Annotated in this window: 14 protein-coding genes; 10 read left to right on the forward strand and 4 right to left on the reverse strand. The window is 68.5% G+C overall.

Features of this window, described 5'->3' with window-relative positions:
• Positions 1 to 5 precede the first annotated feature (5 nt).
• The gene (locus OV287_RS11685; protein WP_267534103.1) at positions 6 to 1,751 is read right to left on the reverse strand and encodes an AMP-binding protein; all 1,746 of its coding nucleotides are present in this window, start codon (positions 1,749 to 1,751) and stop codon (positions 6 to 8) included.
• Between the two features lie 110 nt (positions 1,752 to 1,861).
• On the opposite strand from OV287_RS11685, the gene OV287_RS11690 reads away from it, so the two are divergent.
• Positions 1,862 to 2,821 carry a class I SAM-dependent DNA methyltransferase gene (locus OV287_RS11690; protein ID WP_267534104.1) on the forward strand — a complete coding sequence of 320 codons (960 nt, stop codon included), beginning with the start codon at positions 1,862 to 1,864 and terminating at the stop codon, positions 2,819 to 2,821.
• Here the strand turns inward: OV287_RS11690 and OV287_RS11695 are convergent, their stop codons facing one another.
• The gene (locus OV287_RS11695; RefSeq protein ID WP_267534105.1) at positions 2,822 to 4,270 is read right to left on the reverse strand and encodes an OmpA family protein; all 1,449 of its coding nucleotides are present in this window, start codon (positions 4,268 to 4,270) and stop codon (positions 2,822 to 2,824) included.
• 42 nt (positions 4,271 to 4,312) lie between these two features.
• Between OV287_RS11695 and OV287_RS11700 the strand changes: the two genes are divergently transcribed.
• The gene (locus OV287_RS11700; protein WP_267534106.1) at positions 4,313 to 6,469 is read left to right on the forward strand and encodes a choice-of-anchor D domain-containing protein; all 2,157 of its coding nucleotides are present in this window, start codon (positions 4,313 to 4,315) and stop codon (positions 6,467 to 6,469) included.
• A gap of 39 nt (positions 6,470 to 6,508) precedes the next feature.
• Here OV287_RS11700 and OV287_RS11705 read toward each other — a convergent pair whose 3' ends face one another.
• Complete coding sequence (locus OV287_RS11705; RefSeq protein WP_267534107.1) at positions 6,509 to 8,104, reverse strand: HEAT repeat domain-containing protein; 1,596 nt, start codon at positions 8,102 to 8,104, stop codon at positions 6,509 to 6,511.
• A gap of 180 nt (positions 8,105 to 8,284) precedes the next feature.
• Between OV287_RS11705 and OV287_RS11710 the strand changes: the two genes are divergently transcribed.
• The 7 genes from OV287_RS11710 (at position 8,285) to rsmB (ending at position 15,498) form a co-directional block, all read left to right on the forward strand.
• Entirely contained in the window at positions 8,285 to 8,800 is a 516-nt protein-coding gene (locus tag OV287_RS11710; RefSeq protein WP_308809559.1) for a signal protein, read from the forward strand.
• Positions 8,801 to 8,831: 31 nt separating this feature from the next.
• Positions 8,832 to 9,767: a methionyl-tRNA formyltransferase gene (fmt, locus tag OV287_RS11715; RefSeq protein WP_267534109.1), complete on the forward strand. Its 936-nt coding sequence runs from the start codon at positions 8,832 to 8,834 to the stop codon at positions 9,765 to 9,767.
• Between the two features lie 16 nt (positions 9,768 to 9,783).
• Positions 9,784 to 10,824, forward strand: coding sequence for a type II 3-dehydroquinate dehydratase (locus OV287_RS11720; protein WP_267534110.1), 1,041 nt, complete (start codon positions 9,784 to 9,786; stop codon positions 10,822 to 10,824).
• 99 nt (positions 10,825 to 10,923) lie between these two features.
• Positions 10,924 to 12,789, forward strand: a complete 1,866-nt coding sequence (locus OV287_RS11725) for a serine/threonine-protein kinase (RefSeq protein ID WP_267534111.1) — start codon at positions 10,924 to 10,926, stop codon at positions 12,787 to 12,789.
• 23 nt (positions 12,790 to 12,812) lie between these two features.
• Positions 12,813 to 13,463 carry a hypothetical protein gene (locus tag OV287_RS11730; protein WP_267534112.1) on the forward strand — a complete coding sequence of 217 codons (651 nt, stop codon included), beginning with the start codon at positions 12,813 to 12,815 and terminating at the stop codon, positions 13,461 to 13,463.
• A gap of 141 nt (positions 13,464 to 13,604) precedes the next feature.
• Positions 13,605 to 14,141 (forward strand): hypothetical protein, encoded by a 537-nt coding sequence (locus OV287_RS11735; RefSeq protein ID WP_267534113.1) that lies wholly within the window; start codon positions 13,605 to 13,607, stop codon positions 14,139 to 14,141.
• A 37-nt stretch (positions 14,142 to 14,178) separates the two neighbouring features.
• Entirely contained in the window at positions 14,179 to 15,498 is a 1,320-nt protein-coding gene (gene rsmB, locus OV287_RS11740; protein WP_267534114.1) for a 16S rRNA (cytosine(967)-C(5))-methyltransferase RsmB, read from the forward strand.
• Between the two features lie 9 nt (positions 15,499 to 15,507).
• On the opposite strand, the gene OV287_RS11745 is transcribed toward rsmB, so the two are convergent.
• Positions 15,508 to 16,338, reverse strand: coding sequence for a protein kinase family protein (locus OV287_RS11745; protein WP_267534115.1), 831 nt, complete (start codon positions 16,336 to 16,338; stop codon positions 15,508 to 15,510).
• A gap of 222 nt (positions 16,339 to 16,560) precedes the next feature.
• Between OV287_RS11745 and OV287_RS11750 the strand changes: the two genes are divergently transcribed.
• Complete coding sequence (locus OV287_RS11750) at positions 16,561 to 17,145, forward strand: TIGR02265 family protein (RefSeq protein WP_267542327.1); 585 nt, start codon at positions 16,561 to 16,563, stop codon at positions 17,143 to 17,145.
• Positions 17,146 to 17,212 lie beyond the last annotated feature (67 nt).

Here is a 17,212-nt window from a genome sequence, read left to right on the forward strand (position 1 = left end):
TCCTTTCAAGAGGGGCTCGCCGGGGCATCGTCACCCGGTTCCGCCGCCTTCTCCAGAATGTGGCCGCGCAGCGCCGTCAGGGCCTGGAAGAGGGGGTCCTTGGACTTCCGGTGGAGCGCGCCCGTCAGGTACTGCGAGTGACACCAGGCCTCGTCGAGCCGGCCCTTCTTGTCGTGGCGCGGGTAGAGCTGGAAGCGCTCGATGCGGTCCGGAATGTGCTCGGGGCCGAGCTGGAGCTCGACGCGGCGTTGGATGTCCTGCTCGGAAACCGCCGCCTCCCGGGACGGGGCCCCGGTGAAGACGAGCAGCACCTGGCGGTGTTTGCCGGCCATTCCGGTGGGGACCGTGAGGACCGAGGTGCCGCGGTGCGAGGGGAGCTCCTCGAGCGACTCGAGAAGCTCGGCCTGGAGATAGACGCGCCCCTCCTTCCGGGAGTCGATCGTCCCGACGTAGTGGTACTGGCCCCGGAGTTTCGTGAGGAGGATGTAGGGCCGCGGCCGGTCCTTGTCCGGCAGCAGGGTGAAGAGGCCCGAGTCCGTCGGGGATTCCGGGCCGTCCTTGCCGAGGTTCTTCTGCGCCCAGTCATGGAAGCCGTCTTTCAGCATCCACGCGCGGCCTGGGGCCGGGAACGCCTGGGTGTGCAACGCCGGGTTGGGCGGGTTTCCGGCGCGCCGCGGTGAGCAGAGCACCGCGCCCCCGGCGGCCGGGTCGATGAGGACATTGGAGGTAGGCACTGCGGACAGGCCGCACTGCTTCACCCAGTCCTGCCAGCGCTGCCAGTCGAGTGGCTCCTCGGGGTTGCGGAACCAGTGCCCCACCTTCTGGAGGGAGAGGCCGGCGTCCAGCAGGACGTCGCGCAGGGCCGCGGTGACACCGAGCGCTCGCGGCGGATTTTCCATGAGCAGGGCGGGCCTGGCGGCGACGTCGGCATGCTCGAGGTGGACGAAGGTGGCGCCGCGCAGCAGGGTGCAGAAGAGCAGGGCGGGCAGGTGCTGGCGCGGGTGGAAGCCGGGCGCGGCGAGGTGCTCACCGGGGCCGAGATTGAAGGTGAGCGTCCCGTCCACGAGCGCTCCGCTCCAGGCGTCGGCGGCGGTGAGGGGCACGGGCTTGTCGGTGGGGTCCGCCAGCGGCGAGAAGAGCATGCCCACGTGCTCCTTCGGCTTGTACGCATACGAGGAGAAGGCAGCGGTGGCGGGGCGGCGGTTGTCGAGCAGGAGCTTCTCGAAGCCCTGGAGCAAGGGGAGTTGGTGGTTCTCGGAGGCGATGTGCTCGGGCGCGAGCGCCTCGAGGCGGCGTGAGACGAAGCTCCAACCCTGGGGCTGGAGGAAGCTGATGCAGGCACCCAGGCCCAGGGCGGCCGCGAGCGAGACGAGCAGCTCGGGCCCGGGGTGGTAGAGCAGGCACACCTTGGCCCCGGGCTTGATGCCCTGCTGTGCCCACGTTGCGGCCCGCCGTGAAGCTTGCTCCTGCAACTGGCGGTAGCTCAGCGTCCGCCAGCCATTCGTCTTGTCCCAGGTGCGCAGGGCGATGAGGTCCGTGCCCGCGTGACGGGCGACGAGATCCTGGAAGAAGTCGATGAACTGGCCAGTGCGGCTCTTGAGGGACGAGCCCCGTCCGGGTTGGGCCGAGGCCAGCGCGGCGGTGAAGCCCTCCGGGTCCTTCCAGCTCTCCTCGAGCCAGGCGGGGAGCCCCTCTTGGGCGGGAGCGCCCGCTTCGAGCTGCTCGAGAATCTTCCTCACGTCGAAGGGCATGGTTGTGTCTGGCGTTACCGCCACATCCCGGTGCGCGCAAGGAAACGACGGGAATTCGCCAGGGTGGTTTCGCGGTGACATGCTCGTGCGGAAGGCGGGAAGGACAAGCCATGACATCCATTGACTGGCGCGCGCGGCTGACGGAGCGAGGCTTCCTGGGCGCCCGGCAGGTGCCGTGCATGCACGGGGCGGCGGTGTTGCGTTCCTGGGGCGAGACGCTCGCAGCCGAGGCGGCTCTGCGTGAGCTGCTCGGACGCGCGCCGGAGGATGAGGGGGCGCTGCGGGCGTTGATGAAGCTCCTGCTCGAGACGGGACGCTCCGAGGAGTGCGTGCCTTTGCGTCGCCGCCTCCACGCCAGGCGCTGCCGGGAGCTGGGAATTCCGGAGGACCAGTGGGAGGCCTCCGTCTCCTTCCTGGAGGCCGCCGAGACGGGAGCCTCCGAAACGGCGCGCGCCGCCGACCCCTACGTGGCTGCGCTCTTTGATCAGTACGCCTCCCACTTCGACGACAAGCTGCGCGGTGATCTCGCGTACCGTGGGCCCGAGCACGTCCTTGACGCAGTCCGCGAGACGCTCGGGGGACGGAGCGGGCTGGATGTGCTGGAGCTGGGCTGTGGAACCGGGCTGGCCGGCGTGCTGTTGCGGCCCCTGGCCCGGCGCCTGTCGGGCATCGACCTGTCTCCGGGCATGCTGGCGCGAGCGCGCGAGCGCGGCGTGTACGACGCCCTGCACACGGGCGAGATCACCGCGTGGCTCGCCGCGTCTGAGTCACGACACGACCTGATCGCCGCCGTGGACGTGCTGGTGTACTTCGGCGCCCTGGAGACGCTCTTCGCGCATGTGGCCCAGCGGCTCGCGCCCGGCGGCCTGTTTGCCTTTACGGTGGAGAAGGGCCTCGGGCCCGGTTACCAGCTCCAGCCCACCGGTCGCTATGTGCACCGAGTGGACTATCTGCGCGCGTGTGCCCGCGAGGCGGGACTGGCCCCCCTGTTGGAGCGCGAGGCCGTGCTACGGACCGAGCGGGGCGAGCCCGTCATCGGCCACGTGGTGGTGTTGAGCGCCAGCGCCTGACTATTGGGTCGTGCTCCGGCTCACGGGGGGCTTGGGCGGCTCGGTGAGGACATAGACCTCGGCCCGGCGGTTGAGCTGGCGCGCTTCGTCGGCGCGGCTGGAGGCCGCTGGCCACTTCGAGCCGAAGCCGCGGATCTTCAGTTGCTCGGCGGACACCCCCCGGGCGGTGAGGTAACGCCGCACCGCCTGCGCCCGCCGCAGCGACAGCAGCCGGTCCGTTCCGTCATCATCCTCTGCGTCCGTGTGGCCTTCGATGACGACGGTGGCGCCCTCCGGCAGCCTCTGGAGCATCAGCGCCACCCGGTCCAGCAGCGGCAGCACCTTGGGCAGCTCCGCGCTGCCATCCTCGAAGAGGACCGTGCCATGCAGCGCGAACTGCTCGGTGGAGTTGCCCTGGAGGGGCTGCTGCGAGTCGGGCTCGGCGAAGTCGAGCGTGTCGAGGTCCCAGGTCCTGACGGGCTGGGGTCCGCGCTCATTGCCTCCCACGGTGGGTTGTCCCGCGTTCTGGAGCTGCGCGGACGAGCTGTCCTCGAGGAACACGAGCCGGGGCGGTGGCTCCATGCTGTAGGCCAGGCCGGCCACCACGCGGAAGCGCGGCATGCCCGGGATGGAGCCGAGGCCCGGCCCCCCCAGGGCGAAGACCTCGATGCCGGAGCCGAGCGTGTAGTGCAGGCCGCCCAGCACCTCCACCGCGGCCTTGGTGGACAGGAGCGTGGCCCGCGCGGAGAGCTCCGCCCGGAGCGGCGCGCTCTCGGTGCTCAGCCCCGCGCCCACGCGAATCTCGGGGCTGGCCGCAGAGCCCTGGCCCTCGCTCAGGCCGAGCGGAATCTCGCGGTGCAGCAGCACGCCCGCCTCGAGCGACGGCCGCACCCAGCCCACCTTTCCTCCCACCGCCATGCGGGCGAGGAAGCGCAGCCCTGAGTCCCGCGACAGTGCCAGCGCGTTGCCCAGCGGCAGGCCGAAGCCCACGTCCAGGGCCAGGTCCACGGGTTGCCGCTCGCGCTGGGACAGCAGCCCCACGCGCGCCTGGAGGTACGGGGTGCCGAGCCCCTGGGCCGCGGGCGCGGAGATGCCCGCGGAGCTCAAGTCCTCCCCCTTCTGCCAGAGCACCACGGGAACCTGCGCGCTCAGCTCGAGCCACGAGAGCGCCGTGTAGCTGCCCGACAGCAGGCCCACGACCTTGTCGCCCACCACCGCCAGCGATTGGTCCTGGTCCAGCAGCACCAGGGGCTGACGCTGGTAGTTGCCGAGCACCATCAGGCGCAGGCCACCGGGGACCATCAGCGCGCCGCCGCCGGCCAGCATCGCGCCCCGTCCCGGGTTGGGCTCCAGGCGCTCCAGCTCGAAGCCCGGCAGCGTGTCGGTGGTCGTCTCCGTCTGGGCGAGGGCCACCGGTGCGGCCAGCAGGGCGAGCGCGAGGGCCGCGCGGTGAAAAGGGCTTGCATCCATGGGTTCGGCTATCTTAGCGCGGCGCCTCATCTGGAGGGTGCCATGATCCGAATCCGTTGTGTGGTCTGGATGTGCCTGGGCCTGCTGGCCGCCTGTGGGTCCCTGGTACCGGAGGCACCTCCGGCCCCGGCGACCGTCACCGCCCGTCTGGGTGGAGCCCTCCAGGTGTCCCCCGCGCCCCTCGAGTTCGGTACCCGGAAGGTTGGCACCGCGAACGATCTGTCGGTCACGGTGACGAACACGGACCCCATCGAGGACATCACTGTGTCCTCGCTCCAGATCGTGCGCGATCCGAATGGGAGCACTGGGCCCTTCATGCTCTCCTCCGTTCCCGTCACCCCGCTCACCTTGAAGGCAGGGGCGTCGGCGAGCCTCAAGGTGCGGTTCGCCCCCTCGGGGGCGGGGAACTTCTTCGGGAGGCTGGAGCTTACGAGCGATGTGACCACGTCGCTCTCCTCCGTGGAGCTCTCCGGCACCGGAACCGTCGACACGCCGCCCTTCGTCCTCAGCCCTTCCTTGATCGACTTCGGCGTACGGCGGCCAGGCAGCCCCAGCACCCAGCTTCAGGTGACGGTGCGCAACACGAGCTCCGCGACCGTGGTCATCACGAAGGTCCTCTCTACCCAGGGGGCTTTCTCGGTGGTGGGGCCGAGCACTCCCTTCCCCATAGACACGGGAGCCACCGAGACCCTCAATCTGGTCTTCACTCCCTCTAGCCTCGAGCAGTTCTCGGGCGAGCTGATTGTCGAGAACGACAAGCCCCTCACTGCTCACGTCTCCTTGTCGGGCTCCGGCGGGCAGCCCTCGCTCGCGGTGGTGCCTGACGGTGGCTTCCTCGAGTTCGAGGTGCATGCGGGCGTCCCCTCCTCGCTCCCCGTCACCCTCACCAACGAGGGCAAGCTCCCGCTCACCGTGAACTCGGTGGGGCTGACTGGACATGACGCGGCGTTCTTCTCGCTGGCCCTGCCCACGCTTCCCCTCACGCTGAATCCAAGCGCCTCCACGCTGGTTCCGGTGACCTTCAGCCCGACCACGCAGCGGCACTACCTGGCGGGGATGGTGGTCTCGTCAGACGATCCCAAGCAACCGACACTGTTCATGGAACTGGTGGGCTACAGCGTCTGCTCGGATCTCGAGTTCTCGCCAGGCCTGTTGGACTTCGGTGTGCAGCTCCAGGGCACATCCTCCGTGGCCAGGTCCCTGAGAATCACCAATGGCCCGTGGTTGCCGGTGACGGTCTCCAGGCTGGAGATCGAGGGGTTGGGGACCTCCCCGTTCTCACTGGTGCCGCCGCCAGCCCTTCCCTTCACGCTGCCGGAGAATCAATCCAAAGCGCTGTCGGTGACCTTCACTCCCACGGAGACCGGACAGGCCCATGCCCGGCTGGTGGTGACGTGCGATGAGCCAGGAGCGCCCAAGGTGGTGTTGGACTTGAGTGGGACGGGCATCTCCTCGGTGCTCTCCGTCTCGCGCCCTCAGCTGGATTTCGGGACGGTGGTCCTGCCGGGTTTCGCCGCCGGCCAGTTCACGCTCACCAACATCAGCCAGGAGAGCATTCAGCTGGACGAGCCCAGGCTGGAAAACCAGGACCCGCCGGCCCAGTTCCGCGCCAACCTGGAGACGGACGTGCTCGGTCCCGGCGAGTCCATCAGCGTCGACGTGTTCTACGAGCCCGGTGTGTCCACCGCGGCCTATGCCACCCTGGTCTTCGATACCGTGGTGCCAAAGCTTCCCCGCGCCGCGCAGGTGGGCCTGCGCGGCCAGGCGTTGGACAGCCTGCTGGAGATGGAGCCCGTCGATGCGCTGTTGGACTTCGGCCGGGTGGACGTGGGCAAGAGCAGCCAGTCCCGGGAGGTCCGCATCACCAACCGCTACAGCACGCCGCGGCAGGTGTCGGTGAGGGAGCTCACCCAGGACGTCTTCAAGGTGGACGCGAGTGGGTTGAAGGCTCCCATTGCTCCGGGCCAGACGGCCACGGTCGGAGTGACTTTCGCGCCCAAGAAGGCGGGGCTCATCGAGGGCGAGCTGCACCTGCAGGCCTCGGGTGATGAAGAGCCCCTCATCCTGACGCTCAAGGGGGATGGACGCTCCATCGGGCTGGAGGGCGGGTCGGGCTGCGGCAGCACCGGAGGCGGCCTCGCGGTGCCAGCCCTGCTGGCGCTGCTGGTGCTGGGCTCGCGGCGGCGCGCGAGGGGTTGAGCTGGGGCCGGGGACCAGCTCAGTTGAAAAGGGGCCCTCTCAGGTCTTCTGCCGCTGCAGGCGCGCCACCAGCCGGCGCAGATCCTCGTTCGCCCTCACGTACTCCGTGCTGCTCTTCTCGTCGGCGAGCTGATTCTCCAGCGTGGGCAGCGCGCTGCGCGCCAGGGCCGCGGCGTCCTTCGCATCCTCCACCAGCCACTCCGCCCCGAGGATGAGTGCCATCCGCGTGTTTGGATCTTTCTCCGTCATCCGCGCCAGCAGCGCCCCCACGTGCGTCGCCGACTTGCCTCGCCCCACCTCTAGCGCCGCGCGCGCCACCACGCCCTTGTCCGCGTCCCCCAGCTTCTTCACCCAGCAGCCCGTATCCGTCCCGCACTCCTTGGCCGCCTCCAGCCGCTTGCCGTGCTGGGCGATCAGCTCCACCCGCTTCTTCCCCAGTGCCGCCGGGTTTCCACACCCCTCGCCTCCCAGGGCCTCGCACTCTGCTGCTGTTCTCGCCGGCTCCGCCGCCGCCAGTTTCTCCAGCACCGGCTTCTCCCGCGCGTCTCCCAGCATCGTCAGGGCCTCGAGGGCCGCCTCGCGCGCGTACCAGTCCCCCAGGCCCGCAGCCTTCTCCAGCGCCGGCAGCGCCTCGCGTCCGCCCAGCCGCGCCAGCGCGTACGTGTATTCCCCGCGCACCCCCGCATCCGGCTCGGACACCAGCGCCGCCAGAGGCTTCACCGCCGCCGCCGAGCGCATCCTCGCCAGCGCATCCGCTGCCCGCGTCCGGACGATGGCCTGGATTCGCGGATCCTCGTGCTTGAACTCGAGCTGCTTCACCAGTGTCGTCTCCGCCCGGTGCTCTCGCAGGTCTCCCAGCAACTGTGCCGCCTTGAAGGAGTAGCTCGCGGGATTGATGCCATGGCGCTGGGCCCAGCTCGACAGCTCGGTGTCCTTGCCCTCCAACACCGCGAGCAGCGCATCCGACGCAGGCTGGCCCAACTGGAAGAGCGAGAACGAGCTCTCCACGTAGAAGGACACCCCCCGGCGCTCCTTCGTCAGCATCCGCATCAGCACCGGCACTGCCCGTGCGTCCCCGATACGGCCCAGTGCTTCGATGGCCTTCTTGTTCAAGAAGAGCTCGGACCCCTCATCGGTGGCCAGCGCCATGAGCGGTTCCACGGCTTCTTTCACGCGCATCCGGCCCAGGGCCTCCACGGCTTCGATTCGCGTGTAGTTGTCCCGGGCCTTCAGCAGCTTCATCAGCATTGGCACTGCCTTGGGGTCGCCAATCTCTCCCAACGCCGACGCCAGTTCCTTGTTCATCAGGTTGCCGGCCGAGTCCGTCACGCTCAGGTCTACCGCATTGCCCAGCGGCTCCACCGAGGCCGGGTTCTTCACGTCGGCGAGCGCCCGCGCCACCGAGGCCTTCACCTCCGGCTTCTCGTCCGACGCGAGCTGCCCGTGCAGGAAGGGCAGGAAGCTCGCGTTGAGGTTGCCCGAGCTGCGCAGGGTTTCGATTACCCGGACCTTGTCCTGCGCCCGCCGGGCCTTGCCCAGTGTCTTTTCCCAGTAGTCCGGGGAGGCCGGGTCCACCTTGCACCCGGAAAGAAGGAGCACGAGCGCCAGGCTCGATGCGGCAAGTAGGCGAGACATGAGACCCCCCGATGGGTTGTAGGTGCGTTCCCTGTAAACCCATCCTGTCGGAAGGGGCAAACCGACCCCGGAGATTGGAGTACGCTGCTCAACGCCATGTCCGTCGATACTCAACCTTCCACCCGTCCTCATGTTGTGCGCCGGAAATATCTGGTCGATGCCGGGTTCCAACTCCGGTACATGCTCCGGCTCGCCGCGCTCGGCGGAGGCGGGGTGCTGCTCGTCGGGGTGCTGGCGTACCGGGCGCACAAGGCCGCGGTGGACAGCGGCGCCTCCCCCCTGGCCCTGGCCACCAGTGGCGAGACGATGTTGTGGCTCACCGGCCTGGGCGCGCTGTGCGTGGCGGGACTGCTGGCCCTCATGGGGCTCGTGCTCACCCACCGCGTGGCCGGCCCTGTGTATGTGATGAGCCTCTACATCGCGACGCTTGCCGCCGGCCGCTACCCGCGCATGCGCCCGCTGCGCAAGAAGGACGAGCTGCGCGGCTTCTTCGACCGTTTCAGTGAGGCGGTGGACCGCATCCGCGAGCGCGAGGCCGAAGAGGCCCGGTTGCTCTCCGAGGTCATCGAGACCCTGCAGCCCTTGGCCACCACCCAGGAGACCCAGGCCGCGCTCAGCATCCTCGGCTCCATCCGTGCCCGGAAACGTCAGGCCACCGAAGGTCCCACCTCGGGTGCGCTGAAGTCCGTTGCCTGAATCGCCCGGGTGCAGCAGAAGACTCCCCTATATGACCCGCCCCCGCATCGTCTTCATGGGCACGCCCGAGTTCGCCGTGCCCTCCCTGGCCGCCCTCTTCGAACTCGGAGACGTGGTGGCCGTTGTTACCCAGCCGGACAAGCCCAAGGGCCGTGGACAGGCGCTCGCCATCTCCCCGGTAAAGGCCTACGCCCTCGAGCGCGGCGTGCCCGTGCTGCAGCCCCAGAAGCTGCGCACTCCTCCCTTCTCTGAGGAACTGCGCAAGCTCGCCCCGGACGTCGCCGTGGTGACGGCCTACGGCAAGATTCTTCCCAAGGATCTGCTGGAGACGCCGGTGAAGGGGTGCCTCAACGTGCACGCCTCGCTGCTGCCGCGCTTCCGGGGTGCCGCCCCCATCCAGTGGGCCATCGCCCATGGAGATGCGGAGACGGGCGTGGCGCTGATGGTGATGGACGAGGGCCTGGACACCGGCCCGGTGCTGGCCGAGAAGCGCATGCCCATCGCCCCGGACGAGACGAGCGCCACGCTTCACGACAAGTTGTCCAAGCTGGGCGGAGAGCTGCTGCGCGAGTGCCTCCCCGCGTACCTGCATGGCGAGCTGAAGCCGAAGCCGCAGCCCTCGGAGGGCGTGGTGCTCGCCCCCATCATTGAGAAGGAAGAGGGGAAGCTCGACTTCACGCGGCCGGCGGTGGTGCTGGAGCGGCGCTTGCGGGCCTTCACCCCCTGGCCGGGGGCTTTCACCACGCTGGAGGGCAAGCTGTTCAAGGTGCACCGGGCGAAGGTGGGGCAGGGACAGGGTGCGCCGGGCACGGTGGTGTCCGCGGGGCCACAGGGGCTGGAGGTGGCGTGTGGCGAGGGCTCGCTGGTGCTGCTGGAGGTGCAGCCCGAGGGCAAGCGGGTGATGACGGCGGGCGATTTCCTCTCTGGCCGCAAACTGGCGCCGGGCAGCCGGCCCTTCGAGACGTAGGAAGAGGACACGCGACATGGGCAAGAGGCTGTTGGTACTGCACGGGCCGAACCTGAATCTGCTGGGTGAGCGGGAGGGCAGGCAGGGAGGGCGGCTGGCGGACCTCGATGCCGCCCTGCTGGCCCGGGCTACGGAGCTGGGGCTGGAGCTGAAGGTGGTGCAGTCCAACCATGAGGGCGTCCTGATCGACACCCTGCATGCCGAGCGCTCCGGGCTGGATGGCGTGGTGGTGAGCCCCGCGGGTCTCTTCGGCTCCTACCCGCTCATGGAGGCGCTCGAGCTGGTGGGCGTGCCCGCCATCGAGGTGTACCTGGAGCGGCTCGGCGAGCGGGAGTCCGTGGTGGGCGAGGCCTGCGCCTCCACCATCGAGGGCCAGGGTTTTCACTCGTACCTCGAGGCGCTCGAGCGCTTCGCCAGCGGTGACCTCGCCGGGGAGCTGACGGAGGAGGACGAGGAGGCGGTGGAGGAAGAAGAGGTCGCGGAGGACGAGGAGACGGAGGGCGAAGAGGCCGCGGAGGACGATGGGGTGGTGGATGCGGCCTGGTCTGGAGACGACGAGGAGGCGGAGGAGGCAGGGAAGGGGAAGACGCTCGGGCGTAGCAAGAAGGACATCCCCCGGGAGAAGTCCCTGGCTGTGGCGCCAGCAAAGGCCCTCGCGCGCGCCGCTGATGCTCCGGCGAAGGCCCTGGCCCCGGTGAGTGGCTCTCGCAAGACGCTGGGCCGCAAGGGGGTGGAGGCTCCGGCCGCAGCTGGCACGCCTTCGAAGACGCTGGGCCGCAAGGCGAAGGGTGCGCAGGGGACTCCTGCGGCGAACTTCCTCACCCGGGCCCTGGTGCGGCAGAAGATCGCCGACCGGCTGGCGGGACGACTGACCCCGGCGGAGCTGGCGACGTGGGCTCGCTCGAAGTGGACGGACGTGCAGAGTGGGGCCCCGGCGGAGAGCGGCTACCGGGACCTGCTGGAGGACTATCTGCAGCGGCTCACCCTCTCCACCATGCCCACGAACAAGCTGTCGGACTCGGACCTGGTGGACATGATGACCCGGTTGGAAGGGTGAGGGGCTGTCCCGCACCGAGCGCCACAACCCGGGGCCGCTTCACCTCCTGAGCTCCGAGGTCCTGGTTTCCAGGCCTTGCTCCTTGTTTGGATGAGAGCCATGTCCAAGCGTCGGGGCCGCGAGTGCTCGTCAGGGGTGGCACGGCCGTCGCCCTGGGTGGTGGGCTGGGTTCTCATCACGTTCCTGTTGCAGGCCGCGTGCGCCACGGGAGTACCCAGGGCTGGCGTGCTGACAGGCTCGGGCTCTCGGCCGCCGGCCCCCCGTTTCTTCAAGGCAGCAGGCACCTCTGGAAGCGGAGGGTCCGTGGGAGTGCCTTCCGTTTCAGCGGACACCCCCGTGGAGGCGTGGGGGGACGGGCTGGAGGGCCTCGCCAACCCCGAGGAGGTGAGGGAGAGGGTGCGCCGGGTGGAGGAGGCGAGGGCGGAAGCGCTGGTGTTGGCGGCGCAGCGGGAGGGGAGGGAGCCGGAGGAGGCGCGGGAGGCCGAGGCGGACAGGGCGTTGGCTCGCGTGGTGGGCCTGTGCAGCGGGGTGGAGGAGGTGGGGGCGGTGCTGGCCTTCACCTTCTGGGTGGAGGGGGGCGCGCTGACGCTGGTGGGCTACCAGGAGGAGCGCGGCGGCGGGCGCGTGGGGCGGCCGGTGGATGCGGAGGGGCTGGCGCGGGTGCTGCGCCTCGTCCTCACCGAGTACGCGGGCCGGCATACGGGGGAGGTGGTGGTGAGGCTGCGGCGCGAGGAGGCACGTTGGGCGGTGGACTACGATGCCTCGCGTCCGTCCGCCCGGCCTCCCGAGGCCAGGAGACTCCCGGTGCGCACGCCGGGCACTCCGGCTGGTGCCGTCCTCACCCTTCAGGAGGCGGCCAGGAGGTTGTCGCGAGCGGTGCAGGTGCCGGCCGGTGGCGCGGCGCGGGTGGAACTCGAGGTCCGGCTGGAGGACGGCCGACTCGCCGGCGGGGAGCTGCGGGAAGTGCGGCGCACGCGCGAGGGGCCGGGAGGGAGTCCCCTTGCGCTGTCACCCGAGGTAGCGGGGCATCTCGTCCAGGTGCTGTTGCCCTTCACCGAGGGGCTGGGCCCGCGCACGGTGCTCGTGGTTCTGCGAGCCGAGCACCTGCTGGGAGAGGCGCGGGCGCGAGGCTGGGTGGAATCCGCGCGGGTGGAGCGCCCGCCAGTGCAGCCCGGGCAGAGTTGGTACCTGTCCATGCACGAGGCCACCCTCCTGCGCTGGCGGGAGGGGGTGGTAGAGGGCTCGGCCTGGCTGGCGCAGCGGGGCGTGGAGGAGATGGCGCTGTGGTTCGCGCTGGGAATCATCGCCAGGAGCCTGGGCTTCTTCGCGACGGAGGGGCTGGAGTGGGTGACGAGGGCGCTGGGGCGGGAGCCCGAGGTGGTGGCCGGGTGGTTGCGCACCTCGCTCAAGCGGCTGACCAAGGAGGAGAGGACGACGTTCACGCAACTCTGGCAGAAGGTGGCACTGGAGGGCGAGCAGGCCCTGAGCCGCAGCGAGCGCAAGACGCTGCGAGGACTCTTCGTCCGCCTCGAGCAGGCCATCCAGGAGCCGCTCAATATTGATTTGAAAAACACACTTCGAGAGGAGGCTCGCGTTTATTACGCGGAGTTGTATCCGCAGTTCGCTAGAGCTTTGAAAGATCTGGGTTCAAAGTTTCCCGTCCATCACCGGCGTCCGCTTCAATACGCCCACCTCTTCCCGGATGAAAACATCAATGCTGCGGAGAACTTGACGATGTTGCAGGAGTATGTTCACAAAGAAATCAACTTCTTGTGGGCGCGGTTTCGAAAAGCCCGTCCCACTCCGACAGCCGATGAAGTGAGACGAGCGGCCGAAATCATTGATAGGCAGTTCGAGCCCTGGTACCACCGAATTGATGATCCATCAGGGGTTTTGAAAACTGCCGAACAAGCCAAGGATGCTGCGCTTCGCGAACTGCAGAGCCGATTTCCTGGTCTCGCCTAGCCGTCTAGACAAGGAGGAGCAATGTGAAGTCCATGAGCCTGCCTGGGTTGGAGCGGCTGTTGGAGGTATGCCAGCGGTTGAATCTGGGACTGGAGACCTCACCACCCGCTCATGAACCGTTGAGGGCTGGGAGTTTGCTAGAAGGCGTTTCCTTCGATCCAATACTGGCGAGCGTTTACGCACGCTTTGGACATGCTGTGTTTGCCGAAAAGGTAATGTGCTGGGCGCTCATTCGATGGGATGACAATGCGCAAACGCTGCGGGAACGTAATGAGTGGTGGCGAGGAAACTGGTGGAAGGAGTTGGGAGAACCCGTAGTTATCTTCGGTGGTGGTGTCTTCACCTACGCCACCGTGCCTGGTCTCGCGGATGGGCAGGGAATGCAGCCCGTGGTCATGGTGGACACCTATGAATTCGAGCCCCGGGTCATTCCTGTAGCCTCGAACGTGGACTGGTTCTTCGACACCTACGCGCGCTACCTGGAAGCCAAGGTTTCAGAGCCCAGCTATCAAGCGTCGGGTGAAGTGGATATTGGGTTTCCTTACGACGCCGTCGAAATTCTCGCACGAGACGAGCGACTGGTGGAGTTGATGCGCGCGGGGCGCTTCGACTCCTTGATGAAGGATGTGGACGGTCAGACGCGCCGCTGGGCCGCCAAGGTGATGGGGCGGTAGAGCCCTCTGCCAAGACGAGAAGGGGTGATGGGAATCAAGACTCTGTCCGGGTTGGAGCGGTTGTTGGAAGTATGTGAGAGATTGAGCTTGGGTTTGAGTATCTCTCCACCCGCCCGTGAACCATTGAGGAGTGGGTGTTTGTTGGAAGGTGTTCCCTTCGATCCAGTACTGGCGAGTGTCTATGCGCGATTGGGACGCGCTGATTTCGCTACAAAGGTGATGGGTTGGGTGCTCTCGCAATCCAACGATGAAGAACGTGCTTTGGAAAAAGACAACAAATGGTGGCGGGAGAACTGGTGGGAAGAGCTGGGTGAGCCTGTGATTGTTTTTGGCGGCGATATCCATGCTTATGCCACCGTGCCTGGTCTTGAGGACCGGTGGGGTAGGCAGCCAGTGGTGCGTGTGGATACCTATGAGTTCGAACCCAAGGTCATGCCCATCGCCTCGAACGTGGACCGCTTCTTCGATAGTTACTCGCGCTATCTGGAAACGCTGGTCGCGGACCCGCACTATCAGGAGACGGGCGAAACGGACCTCATCTTCCCCTGGGATGCGACCGAGATCCTCGCGCGGGACGAGCGGCTGGTGGAGTTGATGCGCGCGGGGCGCTTCGACTCGCTGATGAAGAACGTGGACGAGGAGACGCGCGGCTGGGCCGCCAGGGTGATGGGCAGGTAGGGCGCCAGGGGGGGAAGTGTGGTACGGGGAGGGAAGGATGAACGCGCGCGCCATTGCCATCCAGGTCCTCAGTCGCGTCCGGGCCACGGATGCGTACCTCAACGTTGTTCTCGACACGATGCTCTCGGAATCGCCACCAGCCGATCCCCGGGACGCAGGTCTCATCACCGAGCTGACCTACGGGGCTACCCGCCGGCAGCTCGCGCTGGACTACGCCGTCACCCGCTTCGCGGATCGCAAGCTGGACGCGCTGGAGGACAAGGTCCTGGCCGCGCTGCGCGTGGGGGCCTACCAAATCTTCTACACGCGGGTACCGGCCCGTGCGGCCGTGGCCGAGACGGTCCAGGCGCTCAAGGAAGTAGGGCTGGTGCGCGCGGCGGGCTTCGTCAACGCCATCCTGCGCAAGCTGGCTTCGCTGCCCTCGCAGCCGCTGCCTCCGGAGGGAGACCTCACCGAGTACCTGTCGGTGCGGGAGAGTCACCCGAAGTGGCTGGTGGAGCGCTGGATGCGCCAGTTCGGCCGCGAGCGCGCCGAGGCGATGCTCGCCGCCAACAACCAGACGCCGGCGGTGGTCATCCGCGCCAATAGCGCGAAGGTGACGCGCGACGCGCTGCTGGAGCAGTTCCGCGAGACGGGGCTGGAGGTGCGGCCCACGGCGGTGTCTCCGGTGGGCATCATCATGCCGCCGGTGGGGCGGTTGGAGGACGTGTACGGCTACGCCGAGGGCCTGTGGCAGGTGCAGGACGAGGCGGCTCAGTTGGTGGGCGTGTACGGGGACATCCCGGAGACGGCGCGGGTGCTGGATGCCTGCGCGGCGCCGGGCGGCAAGGCGTGCCACCAGGCCGAGAAGCACGAGGTGGTGGCCACGGACCTCCACGCCAACAAGCTGCGGAAGATTGAGTCCGAGGCGAAGCGGCTGGGCCTCGCCGCGCGGTTGAAGGCCGAGGCGCACGACGCATCGCAGCCCTGGCCAGAGGAGTGGGGCGAGTTCCACGCGTTCCTGGTGGATGCGCCGTGCTCGGGGCTGGGGACGCTGCGGCGGCACCCGGAGCTGCGCTACCGGCGCAAGCCGGAGGACATCGGGCGCCTGGCGACGTTGCAGCGGCGCATCCTGGAGAACTGCCAGGAGGCGGTGCCTCCCGGAGGTCTGCTGGTGTACGCGGTGTGCACGATGGAGCCGCAGGAGGGGCAGGATCAGGTGGAGATGTTCCTGCGCAGCCACCCCGAGTGGACGGCGGAGCCGCCGGTGCTGCACGAGTCAGTGAAGCTCCCGCTCACCCAAGCCTACCTGCGCACGCTGCCGGGCCCCGAGAACTGGGACGGCTTCTTCGCCGCGCGCCTGCGCAAGATGTACTGAGCGTCAACCTCAGGTGGGGGGGGCGGGCTCGTAGTTCGGCGGCGGGGGCGGTGGGTCATCCGGCAGCGCCTTCAGCACGGGCAGCAGCATCTTCATGGCCTCGGTGAGGCATCTGAACCGCTTGCCTGGCTCCGAAGCCGTGGCCCGCTCCACCCAGTGCTCCCAGCGTCCCTGCCAGGCCCCATCCCGCCGCGTGGCCAGCATGTCCCGCACGATGAGCCCAAAGGAGAAGACATCGGCCGAGGACGGCACGGGACCTGTGTCTCCCAGCTCGGGCGCCACGTAGGCCGCACCCACCTGGGGCGGCTTCAGCCAGGCAGCGGCGTGAGTGCGCCGGAAGGCTTCCAACCCCAGGTCCAGGAGGCACAGCCGCACGCCTTTCCCGCCGGGGGCGACGAGCAACCGCGTGGGCCGCAGCCGGCCATGGGCGATGCCCTCGGCCTGGGCGGCGGTGAGCGCCTGCGCGAGCTGGTCCGCGAGTGCGTGGAGGTAGGGGAGATCAAGCCCTATCGGATGGAGTCCTCCCAGCATCGACGGCAGCGACTCGCCATTCCACCAGGGCCGCACCATCCACAGCGCCTCGCGGGTCTTGTCGTACCCGAGGGCCTCCACGGGTGGGAAGGCGGGGTGTCGCGTTCGCTCACCCGCGCGCATGAGCTCCTCGAAACGCTTCACCTCGGTGGAGGCGGGGGCCCGCAGCGTGCGCCATAGCGTGAGCCGCCGGGCGCTCCCTCCTGTGACGGGCTCCACCCGGTACTCCGAGCCGGGATCGTCCCCGAAGGCCGGACGGACGATGCGCCACTCCCCTCCGAGGACGTCACCTGCGGTCAGCGCGCTCATGAGCATGGAGTGTAGACCGGACAACCCCCGGGGAAGGCAGGGGGCTCCGAGGGTGACGTCCATCCTCCAACACGAGGCGGTTACCTCGTCTCCAGCGGTGGCCCAGGGTGGGACGACGCCGCAGGTCGGCATGCGGCGCGTCTTGATTCCATCTCCGCAATTCCAATACTCGCGCCCGGGACAGGGGCCGGGCGGGGAGCCCCCACTCGAGACTGGGACGTGATGGAGAAGGGCTCACCGCAGGAGTTGGAGCAACGGCTGGCTCTGCGCAGGCCGGAGGACACCCTTCGTGGTTTCTTCTTCACGGGCGCGCTGGAGGTGGTGCGCGGCCTGGGCGACGAGGTGGTGCTGAACCGCTGCATCGAGGTGGCCGGAGGCAGCAGGTTCATGGCCTTCTTCAGCTATCCCGTCGGCACGTTGAACCGGCTGCTCTACGCCGCGGCCTGGGCGCTGAGCGAGCGGCACGGAGGTTTCGATGCGGCAATGCGGTGCCTGGGGCAGCAGGTCGCGCCGGAGTACCTGGAGTCCGCGGCGGGGCGAGTATTGACGATGCTGGCCGGGGGAGAGCCGAGGCGGATGCTCAACGGTTTTCCCTCCGCCTGGCGCACGTCTGTCCGGCACGGGGAGTGCTCAGTGCGATGGACGGGACCGAACAGCGGCCTCGTCCTCGTCAGGGGCAGCACCCTGCCTTCCGAGTATCTCGTGGGCGCGGTGCGGGGCCTCTTCGAGTCCACGAAGATGGCGGACGTGAACACCACCGGACGGGAGGTGAGCCTGCGCGAGACGGAGGTCGAGGTCTCCTGGTAGGCAGGGAGGCGTGCACGGGCGGGCAGAAGCGGCGCGCGAGCGGTGTTCGGAGCGCGTTCGCGAAGGA

The organism is Archangium lansingense (genome assembly GCF_026626635.1).
GTDB classification, from domain to species: Bacteria; Myxococcota; Myxococcia; order Myxococcales; family Myxococcaceae; genus Archangium; species Archangium lansingense.